Origin of the sequence: Gemmatimonas sp. (assembly GCF_044376735.1) — a bacterium.
Classification (GTDB): Bacteria; Gemmatimonadota; Gemmatimonadetes; order Gemmatimonadales; family Gemmatimonadaceae; genus Gemmatimonas.
Genome location: NZ_JBILKJ010000014.1, coordinates 1 through 20,211, shown reverse-complemented (window position 1 = coordinate 20,211; position 20,211 = coordinate 1). Strand labels below are relative to the sequence as shown.

Below are 20,211 nucleotides of genomic sequence, written 5' to 3'. Positions count from 1 at the left end.
CCGCCGGACCACGCCGCTCATGTCGTCCGTTCTGCCCGCCGGTCGCGACGTGGAACTGCTGCGCGCGCTGATCGAGCGCGTCGATCAGCAGGACCCCGGTGCGTTCAGCAACCTCGGCGTGCTGTACCATTCGCGCGGTCTGTATGCCGAGGCCGTCGAGGCGTTCCTGCGCGCGCTGGCCATCGATCCGCGGATGCGCACCGCCGCCCGGAATCTCGAGATCGCGGCCGCGGCGCCAGGCGCCTGTGATGCGCGTATCGCCGCTCTCGACGCGCGGGTCCAGGCCGATCCTGAGGATCGCGCGGCGGCGCTGGAACGGGCGCGCCTGTCGCGCCTCGTGGGGCGCACGGACGCCGCCATTCGGCAACTCGACTCCCTGATCGCCGAGGATCCGGACCATGCGGCCGCGCTGTTCGAGCGTGGACTCATCGAACAGCGCGCCGGCGAGCTCAGTCGGGCGCAACTCTGGTTCGAACGCGCCGTGAACGTGGGCGGCGTCGATACCGACGCCCAGTTGCATCTCGCCGAAGTGCTGTACCAATGCGGGAGGAACGACCAGGCGCTCGAGTGTCTCGATCGCCTGCTGGCCCAAGATGCCGACACCGCGGAGGCGCATCTGCTGCGCGGCTTCGTGCTCGGCGACATGGGACGGCACGACGCGGCCATCGCCTGCGCGCGCATCGCCGCGCAACTCAATCCGGCGCTCTCGACGGCCCAGATCGATCTTTCGCTCGAATCGAGCGGACCCGCGGGCACGCCGGTCGCGCTCGCCCCAGCGCCAGACCGCGGCATCATGAGCGTGGAGCCCGACGGCGCGCTCGCCCGCTACGGCCTCGGGCTCGCCTTCCGGCAGCGGGGCTACTTCAACGAGGCCCGGCGCGAATTCGAACGGGCACTCGCCGGTGGCGAAGACGTTCGGATGGCCGAGCACGCCCTCGGCGAACTCGATCTCATCGCTGGGCGCTTCGTCGACGCGCGCCGTCGCTACGACGGGCTGCTCGCACAGCAGGAAACGCCGCGGCTGTGGAATGAGCACGGGGTGGCCCTGCATCAATCCGGGGATGTGCCGGGAGCGGCCGAGAGTTATCGCCGGGCGTTGCGCCTCGACCCTTTGTATGCGCTGGCGTACAACAACCTTGGCGTCGCACTCGACGACCTCGGCGATGACAGCGCGGCGCGTGAATCGTTCGTGCGCGCGTCCGACCTCGATCCCACCCTCATCGTGGCGCGGCTGAATCTGGCGCGCTGGCTCAACGGGCAGCGTGATGCGGTGGGGGCGCTGACTCTGCTGCGCGAGATCCTGGCCTTCCATCCTCGCGATGCAGAATCGTGGAACGTGATGGGCACGGTGCTCCAGGGGCTGGAGCGCACCGAGGAGGCTCGTGATGCGTTCCTGACCGCCATCGAATGTCGGCCGTCGCACGCCGAGGCCCGATTCGGCCTGGCGCGCGTGCTCGAGCGGCTCGGCGACGCCGAGGGCGCCGCGCGGGAACTGCAGCAGGCGCTCAGCTACGCGCCGGTGCGTCTCGAAGCCCGACTCTCGGTCGCGATCGACCTGCAGCGGGAGTGCCCGGACGCCGTTGGCGCGCTCGAGTTGCTCGCGGTGCAGGGTGGCTCGCCGCTGCGGGGCATCGTGCTGCCCGCCGACACGCTGGCGGGGCTCGTGCCCGGGCAGCCGCCTGCGGTGGCGACCGACGGGACCCCTGACGTTGCCGTCGCCCCGGAGGTCTCGGAGGCGGTGCGCGCCTGCGACGACGCGGATCGGCACGCGACGCGTGCGGTGCATGGGGAAGCGCTCGAGCGCTACCGACATGCGCGCCTTCTCGTCGAGGTGCCGTCGGTCGCCGACCTCGCGGCCCCGGTCCAACTCGTCTGGCAGCGCGCCGCCTTAGGAGAGGCGCGCTCCCTCTGTCTGCTCGGGCGTGCCGTCGACGCGCTGCCGCTGCTCAAGCGGGCAGGTGTGGTGTGGCCGCACCATCCGGAAGTGCTGGCGTTGTTCGCCTTCGCCGCGGCCGCGGACGTGGCCCGCGATCCGGCCGGGGCCGCCACGGCACGGAGTGCCATGCTGCGCTTGCTGCGGCAGGAGGTCCTCAGCGGCGCGCTGCTGCATTTCGTCGGGGACGCGGCCATGACCATGCACGACGACACGCTGGCGCTGGCGTTCTATCGTCGCGCGTTGGCGCACGATCCGGCGCGCCCGTCGGCCCGCGTGGCGATCGCGCGCGTCCTGCGAGAGCGCGGCGATCTGCTGGCCGCACGCCTCGAACTGGTCGCGGCGCTCTCGGTCGCACCGCAGTGGCGTGCGGCGGTGCTCGAGCTCGCGCGCGTGCACCGCGATGCACGACGGTACGCCGACGCGCGCCGTCTGCTCGCGGCGGTCCTGAAGGATTGTCCCTCCGACGTCGAGGCGCTGCAGTTGCTCATCGAGGTGCTGGTGGAGGAGGATCGCCCCGAGGACGCGCGCATCGCGGTGGATTGCGTGCTGCGGCATGACCCGGATAGCACCGGTGCCCGATGGTTCGATGGCGTCCTCCTCTCCCAGCAATCGCGCACACGTGACGCGCTCGTTCGGTGGGCCGCCCTTGCCCAGTCCGCCGACGTGGACGCGTTTGTGCACCGCGCGCGTCACGCCGTATCGCATGCCTTGTACGGTAGTGGCAGCGCCAGCGACCCGGCGCGCGTCGCATGAGTCGTCCATGAGTCTCGAGGGCCGGCTTCGCGATCTGGGACTCGCCGAGGTCCTGCAGCTGCTTGCCGTGAGCCGCAAGTCGGGCGTGCTGCATCTGGAGGCGGCACTACAGGGCCGGGATGCCGCCGTGCATTTCCAGAACGGCCTTGTGGTCAACGCCGGGACGTGGCACGCGAACGGCACGTCGGAAACGCTCCGCCCGCGCAGGGCCGATGAGGCGCGCGAGGTCGAGGCGGTCGTGCTCGATCTGTTGCTGTGGCGCGACGGGACCTTCCGGTTCGCGCCAGCCGACCAGCACGCCCCCACGGGCGCCTCGATCCGTTTGGCCGTCGAGCCGCTGCTCATGGAAGCCGCCCAGCGGGCGGAAGGTTGGGCTCGGATCGAAGACCTGATCCCGCATTCGCGCGTGATTCCGGCGTTCGTCGATCTCGAGCCGCAGCAGCTGCCGCTCCTGCGGCTGGCCCCGGCTCAATGGGAGATCCTGACCCGTATTGATGGGCAGCGTGACCTGATGATGCTGGCGGACTCCCTTGGTCGCGACTTGCTCGAGGTCGCCGAGCAGGTCCACGGTCTTATCGGGGCCGGGCTGCTGGCGCTGTATGACGGACCGGTCGCACCGCGGCGCAATCCGACGCCACCTGCGATGGCGGCCATTCCTGCGCCGGCGGGGCATGAGATCGCGGGGGATCTCTGGATTCCCCCCGCCACGCACACGCGACACTCGTCGGCGCCTCCCGATGAGCGCTCGCTCGCCAACGACGAGGATTCCCTCTTCGATCCCGTCGAGTTGGGGGTGATTTCCCCCCATGGCGTCCCGCGTCCACGGGCCTCCGGGATGCCGAGGGGCGCGGTTGCCTTGGAGGATGCTGAGCCGTCCTTGCCGCGAGGGGGAACGGCCGGTCGCGCACCGCGAGCCGAGGCCATCACGTTGTGCCGGCTCGGTGACGAGGCGGCGAGGCGGGGTGACTTCGCCAACGCGATGACGCACTGGGACGCGGCCCTCCGGTTGCCCGAGCCATTCGTCGACGCAGAGCGCGTGCGCGAAGCGATGGCGCTCACGGCCCGGTTGCACGCGCTGCTGCATCCGTAACGGCGCAGGAGATATGCGGTGGCGTCGCGCCCGTCCGGGGCGACGACCCCGTCGGCGAGAAGAGGAGCGGGCGTATGCCCATTGTCGATCATGCCACGCGGCTGATCACCTGCAAGTTGGTGTACTACGGGCCGGGACGGTCTGGCAAAACGACGAATCTCACCTACTTGCACTCGGCCTTGCCGAGTACGCAGGTCGGTGAGCTTACGTCGCTGGCCACCCGTCGCGACCGAACGCTCTTTTTCGACTATCTCCCCATCGATCTCGGCACCGTGGGCGCGTACCGCGTGCGCTTTCAGCTGTACACCGTTCCCGGCCAGCCGTACTACCGCGCGATTCGGCAGCTCGTGTTGCAGGGCGCGGACGGCATCGCGTTCGTGGCCGACAGTCAACACCACCGCTGGGAGGACAACCTCGAGTGCCTCCAGGACATGCACGCGAATCTCGCCGAGCACGGCGTCGATGCGCGTGATCTGCCGATCGTGATGCAGTACAACAAGCAGGACTTGCCCGCGTCGCTCGCTGCCAGCGTGGCGGAGCTGTCGGTGGCGCTGAACTTTCGTGGTGTGCCCGAGTTCGCCGGCGACGCGCTGCATGGTCCTGGCGTGTTCGACACGCTGCGCTCCCTCGGTATGCGGGTCCTGAAGCGTCTCGGTGCCGACGAGGGCACGGCAACCGCCCAACGCGCCGCCCACGCCTTGCGCACACCCGCCTTCACTCCCGCGCTGCATGACGGCGACGTGACCACGGCCGAACTTACCGGCGTCGCGGGTGGTGACGCGTGAGCAGTCCCATCGACGGCCACTACCGATTCGATACGTTCGTCGTCGGCTCGTCGAACCGTCTCGCGGTGTCGGCGGCGCGCGCGGTTGCCGAGGCGCCCGGAAGCGCCTACAACCCGCTGTTCGTGTATGGCGGCTCCGGGCTCGGGAAGACCCACCTCGTCGCGGCCCTCGCCCATCATGCGCGCACCACCAAGCCGGATCTGCGCGTCGAGTTCACGTCGGGCGAGGAGGTCGCCGAGCACCTGCATCGGGCCATCGCCAGCGGTCAGGGGCAGCAGTTCGTCGAGCACTATCAGCAGGTCGCGTTGCTCATCCTCGACGACGTGCAGTTTCTGACCGGCCAACGGGAAACCCAGTCCGAACTCCTCCGCCTGTTCAACATCATGCAGGGGGCGGGCAGGCAACTGGTGCTCACCAGCGATCGGCAGCCGTCGGAGATCCCCGACGTCGATCGGCGCCTGTTGTCGCGGCTCATCGGTGGGTTGGTGGTCGACGTCGGTGCGCCGGACTACGAAATGCGTCTGGCCATTCTCCGCAACGTCGCGGGCGTCCGCGGCGTGGAGTTCGCCGACGGTGTGCTGAACGAGGTGGCACGTCTCGCCTTCGGGAACGTGCGCGAACTCAAGGGGGCACTGAACAAGCTCCTGGCGTTCCAGCAGCTCGAGGGCACACCGGTGGCGCCCCCCGATGTGCGCGCCGTCCTTGGTGAACGGGCATCGTCGTCGCCGTCGCTACCACGCATCGAGGCGATCATCCCTGATGGCACCGACTACGATGGCTTCCTCGCCGATGTGCTGCAGGAAGTGGAGACGCGCGTGGAGCCGTGGCGCGTCAGGCTCGGCGAGGAAATGACACGATGGAAGGGGCACGGCTACGATATCACGGTGCTCGAACGCGCGATGAATCTGGGCACCGCGCCAGACGTGGACGGGCTGATCGCCACTTTCACGTCGGCCGTCGAACACTTGCGCCTCCTCGAAGCGCAGGCCATCGGCGTCGATCCGACGCTACGCGGGCATGCGGCCTTCCGCGATGTCACCGCGATCCCGCTCGCGCGGCGGCTGGTGGAGCGCGCCATGGCGAGCACATTGCCATTGCCCGCCCCGCGGCCGGTGTTCACGCGCGAACGGATCGAGGTAAGCAGCACGAATCAGCTGGCCGTCAAGGCGATCGATTCGGTCATCGAGAGTCCCGGGACACGCTACAATCCCCTCTTCATCTGGGGGCCGGCCGGCAGCGGCAAGTCGCATCTGGCGCACGCGCTCGGCAACGCCATGCGCGACCGGGCAGCGGTGGCCTGTCTCTCCGCCGGGACGTTCGTGGATGAACTGATTGCCGCGATGCAGGAAGGCGGCATGGAGCGCTGGCGTACGCGCTTTCGCGCGGCCGATGTGTTCATTCTCGACGACGTGGAGGCGCTGGCCGGGAAAGAGCGCACACAGGAAGAACTCTTCCACTTGTTCAACCACTTGTATGAGCGCGGAGCACAAATCGTGCTCACCAGCGCCTGCGCTCCGCGCGAACTGCCCGAGCTGGCTGATCGGCTGCGGTCGCGATTCGAGGGCGGCCTCGTGGTCGCCCTTCAGTCCCGCGAGCGCCCACGTGCGGAGCCACTCGTGGAACGGGCCCCCGGCGAAATCGACCGCTTCTTCGAGGATCGCGAAAAGACCGTTTGGGACTGGCCCGACCTGAGCGGACGCGTGATCGAGGAGTACCGCTAATGGCGATCCGGGGCAATCTCAGCGAGGCATCGCTGGCCGACGTGTTACAGCTGCTGGCGCTCGGGCAGAAGACCGGCTGTCTCAGCATCGCGCGCGAGGGGAGCTTCGGCACCGTCCACTTCGCGGGCGGTCGCGTGGTGTACGCCGAACTGGTGAACCGTCGCGATCGCCTCGGGGATCGCCTGGTGCGCATCGGTGCGATCACTCCCGATGATCTCGCCCGTGTCACGGCGGCGACGGCGCCAGCGGACGATCGGGCGCTGGCGCATGCCCTGTTGGCGCAGGGCCTTGTCGAACGCGACGTGCTCGTCGGCGAGTATCGCACGCAAGTGGAAGAGGCCGTCTACCACCTCTTCAGCTGGTCGCTCGGGGTGTTCACCTTCGAGTCGGAGTCCGAGACCGATGATGCGCCCGACGTGGCCCTCGTGTCGGTGAGCGCCGACTCGCTGCTGCTGGAAGGTGCGCGTCGGGTCGACGAGTGGACGCAGATTGCGAAGAAGGTGCCGAGCCTCGACCTGATCTTCGAGCTCGATGCGCCGCTCCTCGCGCAGCGCGAAGTCCCGTTGAGTGCGACGCAGCAGCGGCTGCTGCCGTTCCTCGACGGTACGCAGGACTTGCATACCGTCATCGAACGCTCCGGGATCGGCGAGTTTGACGTCGGCAAGGCGGTGTTTGGCCTGCTCACCGCCGGATACGCGCAGCGCGTCGGGCGAAGCGCGGCGCGACGTCAGCCTCCGCCGGAGAGCCGCGTGGCGGAGCATCGGAACCTCGGCATCGCGTTCTACCGCACCGGAATGCTTGCGGAAGCGCAGCGCGAATTCCACCGCGTCCTCGAACTGCGTGAAGCCGACGGCGTCGCACGTTTTCATCTTGGCCTCGTCCAGTTGCGTCGTCGCGACTTGGCGGGGGCGCATGACACGTTTCTGCGCGCGTCGCAGGAGCCGGATGCGCCCGCGGCCGTGCTGCACAACCTTGCCTTCGTCTGCGAGCAGCGCGGTGACCTCGCCGCCGCCGCCGGCTCCCTTGAGGAGGCGGCACGCCGCGTCGTGGCGCCCGACCCGCGGATCCCGCTGTCTCGGGCCATGATCGCCCTGCGTGCCTTCGACCTGGCCGGGGCCGAGGCCGCACTGGTCGAGGCGCGTCAGGCGTGGGGGGCCCGTCAGCCGTCGGCCGCCTGGTTCCACGTTGCCGGACTCGCCGCGGCACTCAGCGGCGACGGGGCGCGGGCGGCGGCCGTTCTGGAAGAAGGGCTCACCCTGCATCCGCACGCCGCCGCGCTGCACAATAATCTGGCCGTCGTTCAGGAGCGGCGCGGAAGCTATGAACTGGCGGCCCGCACGATCGAGCATGCCCTGCTCGAGGATGCCAACTGCGTCCAGTTGCACAAGAACCTCGGCGACTACCTGTACCGTGCCCAGCGCTACGACGAAGCCTGCGAGTCGTTCGGGCGGGTAGTGCGGTTGATGCCGTCGCACGGGCCCGATGTGTATCTCAAGCTCGGGAATGTGCACTATCGGCGCGGGGCGCTGGCCGAGGCCCGGGCGATGTGGGAACAAGCTCTCGCCCTCGATCCGGATAATCGCATCGTGCGCGCGAACCTCGAGGCCATGCACCGCGCAACGACGCCGGCCGCGCCCGTGCCGGCCGCCGTCGCCGACGACGTGCTGGTCCGGGGGGCCGCGTGATGCATGCCTGACCGATCCAGCAGCCCGTTCAAGTCCACGGCGCTGTTCGCGGTCCGCCGCCGTACCGTCAGCACGGTGGAGCGCGCCACGTTCGTCTGCTTCTCGATTGGCGACCGTCGCTTCGCCGGCCCGGTCGAACTCATCGAACGCGTGCTGCGACCGGTCAGTGACGCCGCCAGCGTCGTGTTTGCGGGGCGCGTGCTCCCGTTCACCGACCTCGCGCCGAGCCTTGGCCTCGTGTGTGGTGGCGGGGCGGCCGCGCTGCGCCGTGTGCTCGTGGTTCAGGTGAATGACGACTGGCGGGCGCTTCCCGTGGATGCGGTGCACGACGTGGTCAGTGTCGATGCGAGCGACGTACGGCCGCTGCCGACCGCGCATCCCGATGCGCATCGCGCCGGCGCCCTTGCCACTTTCACGCGAGGCGGCAGTAGTGTTCTGATCCTCGATCTCGTTCGCCTTCTAAGCTGACTCTGTCAGATCACTGCGTCATGTCCCTCACCGGCTCCGACCTGCAGGCGCGCTACGACGCCATCCACGACGCGCTGGCCGGCCCGATGGCCTCGGCGATGGCGCCGGCTGAGCGCGAGCAGCTGAAGCAGGAGATTATCGCCCTCTTTCGCGAGGCCGACACGGCGGCCACGGCGGCGCTCGCCTTCAAAGCCGGCGTGAAGGAGCTCGTGGACCGATGGAAGCAGCTCGATCGCCCGGCCACGTCGGCCACGGTCATCGAGACGGCCGCGGTGTTCGCCGCGTCCGGGCGGGCCGATCACCTCGGCGCCTCGACGTTCGTGGAGAAAGGCTGGTCGAAGCTGTCACTTGGCGACCCGGCCGGGGCCGAAGTGGCGCTGCGCCGGGCGCTCGAGTTGGCGCCGGGCAGCAACGAGGCGGAGTCGCTGCTTGGTTGGGCGCAAATGATGCAGCAGCAGTATCCCGCCGCGCGTGCCACCTGTGAGCAGGTCCTCGCCCGTGACCCGGATCATGCCGTGGCGCACGCAAACGTGGGCTACATCTGCCTGCGACTGGGACAGTACGACGAGGCCCTGCAACATCTCGCGCGCGTGATCCGGCTCGATCTCGACCGCAAGGCCACGTTGTATGCCCATCTCTATCTGGGGATGGTATACCGCGCGCGCGAAATGCATGACGAGGCCGAAGCATGCTTCCGCAAGGCCCTCGAGTTGGGACCGAACTTGCTGCAGGGATGGTATGAGTTGGGTCGGCTGCACTGGTTCGCTGGGTGGCGCGATGACGCCATCGCGGCGTGGCGTTCGGGGGCGGCGGCCAACAAGTTCAGTCCATGGGGGAAACGCTGCGCGGAGCTGCTGGAGCAGGTGGAGCAGGGCGGAGCGCCACCGCGCGACGACTGAGCATCGCGGTCGCGTGGGGCGCGGCCGTGCTGTGCGCGATCGCGGGTGGTGGCGCGCTGTCGGCGCAGCCGTCGCGAGCCCCCGGCGTCCGGCTCGATGAAGGCCGCTTCACCGTCGTCGCCGAGGCCCGCGATGCACGGCTGGCCCGCACCCTGCTGACCGCGGCACAGGCGAACGACAGCTTTCCGGGACTGCCGCGCCCCAGGGCACACGTGCTGATCGCCGTAGCCCCGAACGCTGATCGCTTCCGGCAATGGGTGGGTCCCCATGCCCCCGAGTGGGGCGCCGCGATCGCGATTCCCGACGAGCAACGGTTGGTGCTCCAGGGCAGTCGGGCCGGTAGCGACGCCGGTGACCCCGTGGTGGTGCTCCGCCACGAACTGGCGCACCTCGCCCTGCACGAGCACATGGGACGCCTGCCGCCGCGGTGGTTCGACGAGGGCTACGCCAGCGTGGCGGCCGGCGAGTGGACTCGCGATGACGCGTTCGAAACGTCGCTGACGATGATATGGCGCCCGCTGCCGTCGCTCGACCGGCTGGAGGCCGGCTTCGACGCCGGTGCCACCGAGGCGGCGTGGAGCTACGCCATGGCGTACCGCGTCGTCAGTGAACTCCAGGCGCTGGACCCGGCCCGTGGCCTCGCCAACTTCCTGAATGATTGGAAGTCGACCGGCTCGATGGAGAAGGGGCTGCGTCAGGCCTACGGGATGACCGGCGAGCAGTTCGAGAAGCATTGGGCGGCCCGGACGCGGAGTCGCTACGGGGCGCTCGCGCTGGTTACGAACGTCTCCGCCGTATTCGGGCTGTTCGGCGTGCTGCTGCTGCCGCTGTATATCGGCAAGCGCCGCCGCGACCGCCGGAAGCTCGAGGCCATGCGGTCCGCCGACGCGGCGCAGGAGGACGCCGCGAGGGCCTCGGCGCTCCAGGCGCTGCTGGACGCGGGAACTACGCCGGGGAACACGCCGGGGCGGGACCCGGAGCAGGAGCCGTTGTGGGAACACGCCCGTGACCGGGAATCGCTCGCCGGACCCTCCGGCGCGCCCGGCGTTCCCTGAATCGATGGCGGACTGCCTTTGCCCTTGCCGTTCTGCTCGGTCTGTCGGTATCCTGCGCCATGACTTCGATCGACAAGCCCCGCTCTCGAGCCCTGCTGTACTGGGGCGCCGCCGCTCTCTCGTTGGTGGTCGGATACGTGGACCTCGCCCGAGGCGGGGAGACCATCGCCCCGCTCCTGCTCGTGCTCGGGTACGTGGTGCTGGTACCGGTCGCGATTTTGAAGGGATAACTGGAGCGCTCTTCGGCAAGGGTGGGACCGTTGCCCAGCCGAACGTGACAATCCGGTTAAGTTGTGCCTCAATCGGGAACAGCACCCCCCATTCGTTGTAGTTTCTCAACGGACGAAGAAGGGGCGCCGTACATCGGGCGAATAGCTCAGTCGGTTAGAGCGCCTGCCTTACACGCAGGATGTCGGGGGTTCGAGTCCCTCTTCGCCCACTCGTCTCGACCGTTCACGGCGGCGCATTCCGTCCGGAACACCTGCTGCGTATCGGACAGGCATCGGCGTTGGCTGGATGCTTGCACGGTACGCTTCTGATCTTCAAGTTCTGCAGTTCCCCCCCAGACCCGTTTGGCTCACGCACGGCCACTTGGGTTTCAGGTATCCCGGCGTCACGCCGGATCCACGGCTCACGGTGCGGAGGTTACGACATTGATGTCACGGCATTTCCAGGCGCTCGCCGGAATCGGTCTCGCCCTCGGTGGCACCCTCGCGGTGCCGTCGATTGCGTCCGCGCAGTACAATCGGGTCCCCGACCCGAACGCCACGCGTGTGCTCGTGGCGGTGTTCAAGGCTGGTGAGAAGGGCTTGGGAGTGCAGGCCGCCGACGCGGTGCGCTCGCGCATGAACAGCGAGTTCCCGTTCAAGCAGGTATACGTCCTGCCCAAGACGGACATCAATGCCACGCTCGAAGCCTCTGGGTTCTCGATCACCGACGCGCTTGAGTCGCACGACCAGCGCGCCCTCGCGACCCTGCTCCGTGCCGATGAGTACGTCACCGGTACGGCCACCAAGACGGCGACGGGCGTCAAGGTCGACGCCAATCTCGTACTTGCCCGCGACAACGCGCTGGTGCAGCCGATCGGGTCGTACGAGGTGAAGTCGGTCGGCGACGCCGCCGGGGCGATCTCAAAGGAGCTGAAAGAAGCTCGCAAGCAGCTCGACGCCGAGAAGAAGTGCATCAACTCGGCGCGTGATCAGAAGTACGACGCGGCGATCGCCGCGGCGAAGGAAGGCATCGTGCTGTACCCGCGCGCCACACTCGCCCGCATCTGCATGGCGAACGTGATGATCACGCAGAAGGCGCCGGTCGCCGACCAGCTCGCGATCGCCAAGGAAATCGTGGCGATCGATCCGAGAAGCCGCCCAGGCCTCGCCATCCTCGCGTCGTCGTATCGGGCCCTCGGGCAGCAGGACTCGGCCGTGGTGGCGCTCACGCGTCTCCTCGCCACCGACCCGAAGAACCCGCGCCTGCAGAAGGACGTGGTCGAAGAGCTGGCCAGTGTGGCCAACCCGCGTCTCGCCAAGCCGGTGATCGACACGGCCGTGATGCTCAATCCGGGCGACCCGGACCTCCTGCGTCTCCGCTGGCGCATCCTGCTCGCCACCAAGGACTACAAGGAAGCCTTCACGCAGGGCGACGAGCTGGTGAAGCTCGACACGTCGTTCGCCGACACCACGTACTTCTCGCTTTCGGCGGCGGCGATGGCGGCCGACAGCCAGTTCCAGAAGGCGGCCGAGATGGCCGCGATGGGCATCGCCAAGTTCCCCGGCAACGCGGCGCTCACGTTCACTCAGATCGTGGCGCTCCAGAAGGCCGGACAGAACCAGCAGTCACTCGAAGCCCTCGACAAGGCGATTGCCGCGAAGGTGCCGGTTGAGAATGCCAGCTATCTGCGCGTCTCGCTCCTCAAGGATCTGAATCGCTCGGCCGAAATCCTCCCGGCGGCGCGCGCCATGATCGCGGCGGGCGACACCACCACGGCCCTTCGGCAGATGGTCGTCGGTATCGCGAACGAGCAGCGTGTCGCGGCATCGAAGTCCAACAACCCCGACGATTTCGCCACCGCGGTCGGAACGCTCAAGTTCGCGGATTCGGTCACGACCGGAGCGGCGAAGGCGCAGGCGCAGTTCCTGCTCGGCGCCACCTACGTTGCCTTCGGTCAGCTGAAGCTTTCCCAGGCGCAAACCCAGAAGCAGTGCGCGCCGGCCAAGGAAGCGAAGGACATGTTCGCCGATGCGCAGATCATGCTGCCGAAGGGTGGTGCCACCGCCGTTGACGCCATGCGTCAGCTGATGGGCGCCGTCATGCAGCTCGATCCGGCGGCCGACCAGATGATCAAGGCATTCTGTAAGTAACTCGGCCTCCGCAGGACCCCGGGCCCGCCGTCGCTCCGACGGCGGGCCCGTTCGTTTTCTCCCGTCCGGTCGACGGGATGTCACTCGGGTCATCACATCCGTGCGCAAGTACGGGTAATGCACATTTCTGAACGCGTCACCATCGCTTGACGGTGCACTCAGCACCTCACTAACATGACGCGCCCTAACGAGCCCCCATTACGCGCGTGAGCCCGGTCCGTACTCTCCCATCCGGGCGCGTTGGCGCCTACCACGTCCCAGTGCTGTTGGCCGAGATCGAAACGCTGCTGGCTGGCGCCTCGACCGTGCTCGACTGCACCTTGGGCGGCGGTGGGCACACCGCTGCCCTTCTCGAACGTGGTATGCGTGTCACCGGCGTCGATCGTGATCCGCGGGCGCTCGCGGCCGCGCGCGAGCGATTGGCCGATTTTGAACGGGCCGGTCAGTTTCGCGCCCTGCTCACCAACTATGCCGCGCTCGACTCCGGCGGGCTTGCGCCCGATGAGCACTTCGACGGCATTCTCCTCGATCTCGGCGTCTCCTCGCATCAGTTCGACGACCTGACCCGCGGCTTTACGTTCCGCGAAGGGGCGCCGCTGGACATGCGCATGGGCACCGATGCCGAGACCGATGCCGGTGAGCTGCTGAACACGATCGATGAAGTCGACCTGTCGGCGCTGCTGCGTGCCTACGCCGACGAACCGCGGGCCGCCCGTATGGCCCGTGAGATCGTGCGGCGCCGAGAGCGCCGACCATTTGCGACCGCCGATGATCTCGTCGATGCGATCCGCGCCGTGCTCGGGCCGCGCAGTGGCGCGCCCGACTTCGCGCGAATCTTCCAGGCCATCCGGATCGCCGTGAACGACGAATTGTCGGGGCTGGAGCGCGCGCTGCCGATGCTGCGCGACCGGCTGACCCCCGGTGGCGTACTGGCGATCATCAGCTATCACTCGGGTGAGGATCGCCTCGTCAAGAATGCATTCCGCGACTGGAGCACCGCCTGTGTCTGCCCGCCGCGACAGATGATCTGCACCTGCCGCGGCGAACCACTCGGTGAGACCCTCACCCGCCGTCCGATCAACGCCACCGATGAAGAGGTGGACGGAAATCCGCGGGCGCGCAGCGCGCGCCTGCGCGCCTGGAGACTCGCGAACTGATGGCGCCCACCTCCGCCAAGCGCCCCACCCGACGTTCCCCGCGCGGTCCGCTCAAGGGCCGCGCGTGGATCGCGATCGGGTTGGGCGCCTTCTTGGTGGTGGCGTCGATCGTCGTCTGGCGGCGCGGTGAAGGCGCATCGACTGTCCGCGAGATGGGTCGGCTCGCCAATCGTCAGCGGGCGCTGATCTCTGAACGGACCACCCTCGATCGCGATATCCGCAGCGCCATGTCGCGCCGTCGGGTCATCGCCGAGGCCGAACGCCGACTCGGGCTGCACGTAGCCACTGACGCGCAGACACGGATGCTGTCCGATTCGATGCTCGCCGATCCCGTGCGTCCCGATACCATCGCCCGCGACTCGGCCTCGCGCTCGTGACACGCGCATGATGTTCGGACCGATTCGCCGCGAGGTGGACAACGCGCCACGGTTCGCGCCGGAGGACGCCGGCGCGTCGGCCAACGTCAGCCGGGTACGGTCGATGATCGTGCACGCGGGCCTCGTCCTGTTCGCCGTGGCCATTCTGGCGCGGGCCGTCCAGCTGCAGATTGTCGAGCACGACAGCTGGCTGCGGGTGGCCGACCGCCAGCACGTGTCTCAGCAAACCGTAAAGCCGCTGCGCGGTGCGATTATCGATGCCACTGGCACGGTGCTCGTGGAATCGCGCGAGCAGGTGAAGCTCAGTATCGCACCGCGTGAAATTCGCGATGTGCGCCGGAAGAACGCCAAGCGTGGTGATCCGTTGATCAAGACGCGCGCCGCGATACGCAGCGGACTGCGCGCGTTGTCGGTACCGGAGGCGCAGATTCGCAAGGCGCTGGATACCAACCAGAAGTGGGTGTCATTGCCAAAGCTGTATCTGCCGTCGGACGTGGAGCGTCTCGCCGGGCTGCCTGGCGTGCACGTGGAGCGGGTCCGCCGTCGGATCAACGCGGCCAGCGACAACTTGCGCGGGGTGCTCGGGGCTGTCGATGCCGATGACATGCCGGTCGGCGGTATCGAGTTGGAGCTCGATTCGCTGTTGCGCGGGCGTGCGGGGAGCCGGGCGCTCATGAAGGATCCCAAAGCCGGCTACGTGGAGTCACCCGAGCTGTCCAGCGTGGATGCGCTGCCCGGACACTCGGTGACGCTCACGCTGAATCAGGCCTTGCAGGAGATCGCCGAGAACGAACTCAAGATGGCGCTGGCGCGCACCGATGGCACTGGCGGCGATGTCGTGATCCTCGACCCGCGTGATGGCTCGGTGCTCGCGCTGGCCGGCGTGCGCGATGGGAAACCGGCGAGCACCAGCACCCCGATGGCGCTGGCGTACGAGCCGGGGTCGGTGATGAAGCCGTTTCTCGTGTCGCGTCTGCTCGACATGGGCAAGGCGACGCCGAACGAGATTATCAACACCGAGAACGGCAGCGCGATGCTGCCGGGTCGCAAGCGGCCGCTCACCGACGAGCACAAGGCCGCGCAGATGCCGGTGCGCGATGTGATTCGCTTTTCCAGCAACATCGGCACGGCCAAACTGGCGCTGCGCCTTTCGCCGCGCGAAGAGTTCGAGTCCATGCGCGATTTCGGCTTCGGTTCGCTCACCGGTGTGCCGTACCCGGCCGAGTCGAAGGGTTCGTTGCCGCTGCCGGCGCGCTGGAGCGGCACCACGCAAACCGCAGTAGCGATCGGCTACGAGGTCACCGCCACGCCACTGCAGATCGCGCTGGCGTATGCGGCGATCGCGAATGGCGGCGAATTGTTGCAACCGGCCCTCGTGAAGGAGGTGCGCGATGCACAGGGGACCACGATCTACCGGCACCAGCGTCGCGTCGTGCGGCGTGTGCTCACCGCCAAGACCGCCAGCGCGATGCGCGGGATGCTGGCGTCGGTGGTCGATAGTGGCACCGGCACCGCCGCCGAACTCGCGACCTACGATGTAGCCGGCAAGTCCGGTACGGCGCGGCGCAGTGAGAACGGTCGGTATCTCGACGGCAAATACAATGCGACGTTCGCCGGCATGTTTCCGGCACAGGCGCCGCAGTACGTGCTCGTCGCACGCCTCATCGATCCGAAGGGGACGTACTACGGCGGGATCGTGTCGGGAAGCCTCGTGAACGGCATTCTGCAGGCCGCGCTCGCCACCCGGAACTCGGCACTCGATCGCAACGCGTTGGCCGAGGTCGCGAAGGCGTTGCCCGTACCCGTGGCGAAGCCGAAGTCGGAAAAGGCGCTCGCGCTCGCGGCGCGGGATTCGGCGCGGCGTGACTCGCTGTTGGCACCGCCGCCGCCCAAGGCGGAGCCGGCGCCCGCCGCCGCGCGCGTCGTCGTCGCCCTCCCGTTCGTGGCGCCACCGGCGCTGGTGCGCGATGCGCGCGACGCGCGCGATGTGCGGCCGGTTCCGTCGGTGTTCGGACTCGATGTGCGACAGGCGACCCGCACGCTGTATGCCGCCGGATTTCAGGTCAGTATCGCGCGCGGCACCGACGTGCGAACCCGCCCCGCGGCCGGCGCGCTGCTGCGCGTGGGCAGCACCGTGCAACTGGAGATGCCGGGCATGGAGTCGCCCAAGTGACTACCCCCGTTCGTCCGGTCGACGTCCACCTCCTGCTGGACGCGCTGCGCGATGCCGGCTTGCTGGTGTCCGCCGGCGACGACCTCCCGCTCGCCGTCACCGATCTGATCGACGACAGCCGGCGCGTGACCTCGGGATCGGCCTTTCTCGCGGTGAAGGGCGCTGTGCTCGACGGCCATGCGTGGCTCCCGAAGGCCAAGGCCAACGGTGCCACCGTCGCCCTCGTCGAAGACCCGGCCGCGGCGGCCGCCGCCGGTCTCCCCGCGATCGTCGTGCGCGATGGCCGTCGTGCCGCCGCCGTGGCCGCCGCCGCCTTCCATGGCTGGCCCGCGCGCGAACTCACGCTCGTGGGGGTCACCGGCACCAATGGCAAGACCACCACCGTCGGCCTGTTACGCCATCTGCTGGATTCCCCCGAGCGTCCCGCCGCCTCCATCGGCACGCTCGGCGTGCTCCTCGGAAGCGCGGGCGTCATGATGCCCGGTGGCAGTGGCCTCACCACGCCGGGCCCCGTGGAACTGCAACGTCTGCTCCGCGAACTCGTGGATCGCGGCGTGCGCACGGTCACGATGGAAGTGTCGTCGCACTCCCTCGATCAGCGACGGGTGGACGGCCTCGCGTTCGCGGCGGCGGTGTTCACCAATCTGACGCGGGATCATCTCGACTATCACGGCACGATGGAGGCGTATCGTGCCGCGAAGCTCCGGCTCGTGGGGCTGCTGGCTCGTGACGGCGTGGCCTTGTTCAACGCCGATGACCCCGCGTGGCGCGGTGTCACCAACGCCCCCGCCTCGTGGACGTTCGGCACCGAATCCGGCGCCGACATCTCGGCGCGTGATGTCACCTTCACCAGTGACGGCAGCCGCTTTCTGCTCGTGTCGCCGCATGGGGCGCAGTCGGTCTCGCTGCCGCTGATCGGCGACTTCAACATCGCCAACGCGCTTGGCGCGGCGGCCGTGGCCCTGGTGTTGGGCATGCCGCTTGCCGACGTCGCCCAACGCTTATCGGTCGCACCGCAGGTGCCGGGCCGACTGGAGCGGGTGCGCACCGCACCGACCGTGCTGTGCGACTACGCGCACACGCCGGACGCGCTCGATCGGGCCTTGCGCGCCGTGCGTCCGTTCACGCGACAAGCGGATGGCTCGGCCAGCCGACTGATCGTGCTCTTCGGATGTGGCGGTGACCGCGATCGCGGCAAGCGCCCCGAGATGGGGCGCATCGCGGAAGCGCTGGCCGACGTCACGATCGTGACCAGCGACAATCCACGCACCGAAGACCCCGAACGCATTCTCGATGACATCGAGGCGGGCATGACGCGACGCGACCACGTGCGTGTAGTCGATCGTCGCGACGCGATTGCGCACGCGCTGCGGCTCGCCACGCCACACGACGTGGTGCTCTTGGCCGGCAAGGGACACGAGACCTATCAGATTCGCGGGACCACGTCCTATCCGTTCGACGAGCGCGAGATCGTGGCCGAACTCATGGCCGCGATGCCCGCTGTTCTTCCCAACCGCCCACCCCATTCTGCGTGACCGCTTTCTCCACCGCCGGCACGGCGTTCAGCGCCGTGGGCGCCGTCGCGCCCGACCGCGCGCATCCGTACTGGACCTTTGAGCGGGTCGCCGATGCACTCGGCACCGGCCCGCGGATTCCACGTCCGCTGGCGGGCGTCTGTACCGACACGCGGGCACTCGCTCGGGGAGATGTGTTTGTCGCGCTGATCGGTGAGCACTTTGACGCGCATGATTTTCTCGCCACGGCGCGTGAGGCGGGTGCCGCTGCTTTTGTCGTGAGCGATGCCACCAAGGCCGCCGGACTCGGGGTCCCCACGTACGTCGTCCCCGATACCCTGGTCGCCCTCGGGCAGCTCGCCACCGCGTGGCGCCGTGCCTGGGGACGCAGCGTGATCGCCGTCGCTGGCTCGAATGGCAAGACCAGCACGAAGGAACTGCTCAAGGCCGCGTTCGGACGGACGCTGGTGGTGCATGCGACCGCGGGGAACCTGAACAATCGTATCGGCGTGCCGCTCACGCTGCTCGCGATTCCCTCCGATGCGGAGGTCGCGATCGTCGAAGTGGGCACCAACACGCCGGGGGAAGTCGCCACGCTGCGGGCCATCACCGAGCCTGATATTGCCGTCCTCACGTCGATCGGCGAGGAACACCTCGAAGGGCTTGGCGACCTGGCCGGTGTCCTGCGCGAAGAATGTGAGATTTTTCACGGCGTGACGCTCGCTATCGTGCCATCGGCGCATCCGGACGTCCTCGATATCGCCAGAACCCGCGCCACCGCCGTCCTGTCTGCCGGTCTTGAGCAGGCGTCGATCATGCCCACGGCGTGGGGACTCGATGCCGAGGGGCGCCCCTGGCTTGACGTGGATGGCGTGCGCTTCGCGCTGCCTCTGCGCGGCGCCCATCAGGCCGCGAACGCCATGCTGGCGATTGCCGCGGCCGGCGCGTGCGGCGTGCCGTTCGAGCACGCGGCGGCGGGGATGGCCGAGATGCCGGTGCCCAGCATGCGCGGCGCGTGGGAGCAGCTCGGCGAGCTGGTTCTCATCAACGATGCCTACAACGCCAATCCGGCATCGATGCGCGCGGCGCTCGATCTGCTCGGCCGGGTCGGTGCCGGACAACAGCGCGTCGCGATTCTCGGGAGCATGCGCGAACTCGGTGCGCAGGCGGCGGAGCAGCATCGCGCAGTGGCCCATGCGGCGCTCGCGTCCAGCGCTGATCTGATCGTCGGCGTCGGTGACTTCGCCGCGGCCTTCGAGGCCGTCGCACCGTCCGATCCGCGCGTGGTCGCGACGCCGGACTTCGATGTCCTGTGGTCGCTGCTCGCGCCGCGGCTCGAACGCAATGCCATTGTGCTGCTCAAGGGCTCCCGCGGGATGCGCCTCGAGCGGCTGGTTCCCACGCTCACCACCTGGGCGACTGCCTAGTGCTCTATTCTCTGTTTCAGCCGTTTGCACGCGACGTCCGCGTGTTCAATCTCCTCAATTACATCACGTTCCGGTCCGCCGCGGCGTTCGTGTCGGCGCTCCTGCTCACGTTCGTGTTCGGGCCCGTCATCATACGCCGGCTCCGGGCGATGGCGGTGCATCAGGTGGTGCGCGAAGGCACGCCGGACACGCACGCAGGGAAGGGGACGACGCCGACGATGGGCGGCCTGATCATTCTGGCGGCCACCTTCGTGCCGGTATTGTTGTGGGCCCGCCTCAGCAATCGGTACGTGTTGCTTGCGGTGGCGGTCACGGCGTGGATGGGGATGATCGGTTTTCTCGATGATTACCTGAAGCTGCGCCAGAAACGCGCCGGACAGAAGAACGAAGGGCTCGTCGAGCGCTACAAGCTCGCCGGTCAGATCACTTGCGGTCTTGGTCTGGGGACGATCCTGTTGCTGTTTCCGGTGTCCACCCTGCCTGGCGCCAGCACCACGCTACCATTCTTCAAGTACATCCTGGTCGTTCCGGCCGTCACGTGGGCGGCGTGGATGTACATCCCGTGGGTCACCTTCATTCTCACCGGCTTCAGCAACGCGGTGAATCTCACCGACGGCCTCGATGGCCTGGCCGCCGGATTGGTGGCGATTGCGGTGCTCGCGCTCGGCCTCTTCGCGTACGTGGGCGGACGCGTGGACACCAGTGCGTACTTGCAGATTTTCTACCTTGCCGGTGCCGGTGAGCTCACGGTGTTCTGCGCCGCGGTGGTCGGCGCGTGCATCGGCTTCCTGTGGTACAATGCGCACCCGGC

At 68.3% G+C, this 20,211-nt stretch carries 16 protein-coding genes and 1 tRNA gene; all 17 read left to right on the top strand.

Annotated elements, in window-relative coordinates:
- Positions 1-19 precede the first annotated feature (19 nt).
- Positions 20-2,689: a tetratricopeptide repeat protein gene (locus ACIRA7_RS03830; protein ID WP_396219491.1), complete on the top strand. Its 2,670-nt coding sequence runs from the start codon at positions 20-22 to the stop codon at positions 2,687-2,689.
- A gap of 7 nt (positions 2,690-2,696) precedes the next feature.
- A complete protein-coding gene (locus tag ACIRA7_RS03825) occupies positions 2,697-3,779 on the top strand; it encodes a DUF4388 domain-containing protein (protein ID WP_396219490.1) in 1,083 nt (360 codons plus the stop codon).
- Between the two features lie 74 nt (positions 3,780-3,853).
- A complete protein-coding gene (locus ACIRA7_RS03820; protein WP_396219489.1) occupies positions 3,854-4,564 on the top strand; it encodes a GTP-binding protein in 711 nt (236 codons plus the stop codon).
- Positions 4,561-6,285: a DnaA ATPase domain-containing protein gene (locus tag ACIRA7_RS03815; RefSeq protein ID WP_396219488.1), complete on the top strand. Its 1,725-nt coding sequence runs from the start codon at positions 4,561-4,563 to the stop codon at positions 6,283-6,285. Before ACIRA7_RS03820 ends, ACIRA7_RS03815 begins: the two co-directional genes overlap by 4 nt.
- The gene (locus ACIRA7_RS03810) at positions 6,285-7,970 is read left to right on the top strand and encodes a DUF4388 domain-containing protein (RefSeq protein ID WP_396219487.1); all 1,686 of its coding nucleotides are present in this window, start codon (positions 6,285-6,287) and stop codon (positions 7,968-7,970) included. Before ACIRA7_RS03815 ends, ACIRA7_RS03810 begins: the two co-directional genes overlap by 1 nt.
- A gap of 3 nt (positions 7,971-7,973) precedes the next feature.
- On the top strand, positions 7,974-8,438 hold the full coding sequence (locus ACIRA7_RS03805) for a chemotaxis protein CheW (protein ID WP_396219486.1): 465 nt from the start codon (positions 7,974-7,976) through the stop codon (positions 8,436-8,438).
- A gap of 20 nt (positions 8,439-8,458) precedes the next feature.
- The gene (locus ACIRA7_RS03800) at positions 8,459-9,337 is read left to right on the top strand and encodes a tetratricopeptide repeat protein (RefSeq protein ID WP_396219485.1); all 879 of its coding nucleotides are present in this window, start codon (positions 8,459-8,461) and stop codon (positions 9,335-9,337) included.
- Entirely contained in the window at positions 9,268-10,392 is a 1,125-nt protein-coding gene (locus ACIRA7_RS03795) for a peptidase MA family metallohydrolase (RefSeq protein WP_396219484.1), read from the top strand. The genes ACIRA7_RS03800 and ACIRA7_RS03795 overlap by 70 nt, the downstream gene beginning before the upstream one ends.
- Before the next feature lie 59 nt (positions 10,393-10,451).
- Positions 10,452-10,622, top strand: coding sequence for a hypothetical protein (locus tag ACIRA7_RS03790; protein WP_396219482.1), 171 nt, complete (start codon positions 10,452-10,454; stop codon positions 10,620-10,622).
- A 135-nt stretch (positions 10,623-10,757) separates the two neighbouring features.
- Positions 10,758-10,831, top strand: a tRNA-Val gene (locus ACIRA7_RS03785).
- A gap of 217 nt (positions 10,832-11,048) precedes the next feature.
- On the top strand, positions 11,049-12,752 hold the full coding sequence (locus tag ACIRA7_RS03780) for a tetratricopeptide repeat protein (RefSeq protein ID WP_396219480.1): 1,704 nt from the start codon (positions 11,049-11,051) through the stop codon (positions 12,750-12,752).
- Between the two features lie 206 nt (positions 12,753-12,958).
- Positions 12,959-13,909, top strand: coding sequence for a 16S rRNA (cytosine(1402)-N(4))-methyltransferase RsmH (gene rsmH, locus ACIRA7_RS03775; RefSeq protein ID WP_396219479.1), 951 nt, complete (start codon positions 12,959-12,961; stop codon positions 13,907-13,909).
- On the top strand, positions 13,909-14,286 hold the full coding sequence (locus ACIRA7_RS03770; protein ID WP_396219477.1) for a hypothetical protein: 378 nt from the start codon (positions 13,909-13,911) through the stop codon (positions 14,284-14,286). Before rsmH ends, ACIRA7_RS03770 begins: the two co-directional genes overlap by 1 nt.
- A gap of 7 nt (positions 14,287-14,293) precedes the next feature.
- Positions 14,294-16,459: a penicillin-binding transpeptidase domain-containing protein gene (locus tag ACIRA7_RS03765; RefSeq protein WP_396219476.1), complete on the top strand. Its 2,166-nt coding sequence runs from the start codon at positions 14,294-14,296 to the stop codon at positions 16,457-16,459.
- Positions 16,456-17,994, top strand: coding sequence for a UDP-N-acetylmuramoyl-L-alanyl-D-glutamate--2,6-diaminopimelate ligase (locus ACIRA7_RS03760; RefSeq protein WP_396219475.1), 1,539 nt, complete (start codon positions 16,456-16,458; stop codon positions 17,992-17,994). The genes ACIRA7_RS03765 and ACIRA7_RS03760 overlap by 4 nt, the downstream gene beginning before the upstream one ends.
- A complete protein-coding gene (murF, locus tag ACIRA7_RS03755; RefSeq protein WP_396219474.1) occupies positions 17,991-19,400 on the top strand; it encodes a UDP-N-acetylmuramoyl-tripeptide--D-alanyl-D-alanine ligase in 1,410 nt (469 codons plus the stop codon). The genes ACIRA7_RS03760 and murF overlap by 4 nt, the downstream gene beginning before the upstream one ends.
- Positions 19,400-20,211: phospho-N-acetylmuramoyl-pentapeptide-transferase (gene mraY / locus ACIRA7_RS03750; RefSeq protein WP_396219473.1), on the top strand; the 812-nt coding region annotated here is incomplete at its 3' end. The genes murF and mraY, both read left to right, overlap by 1 nt.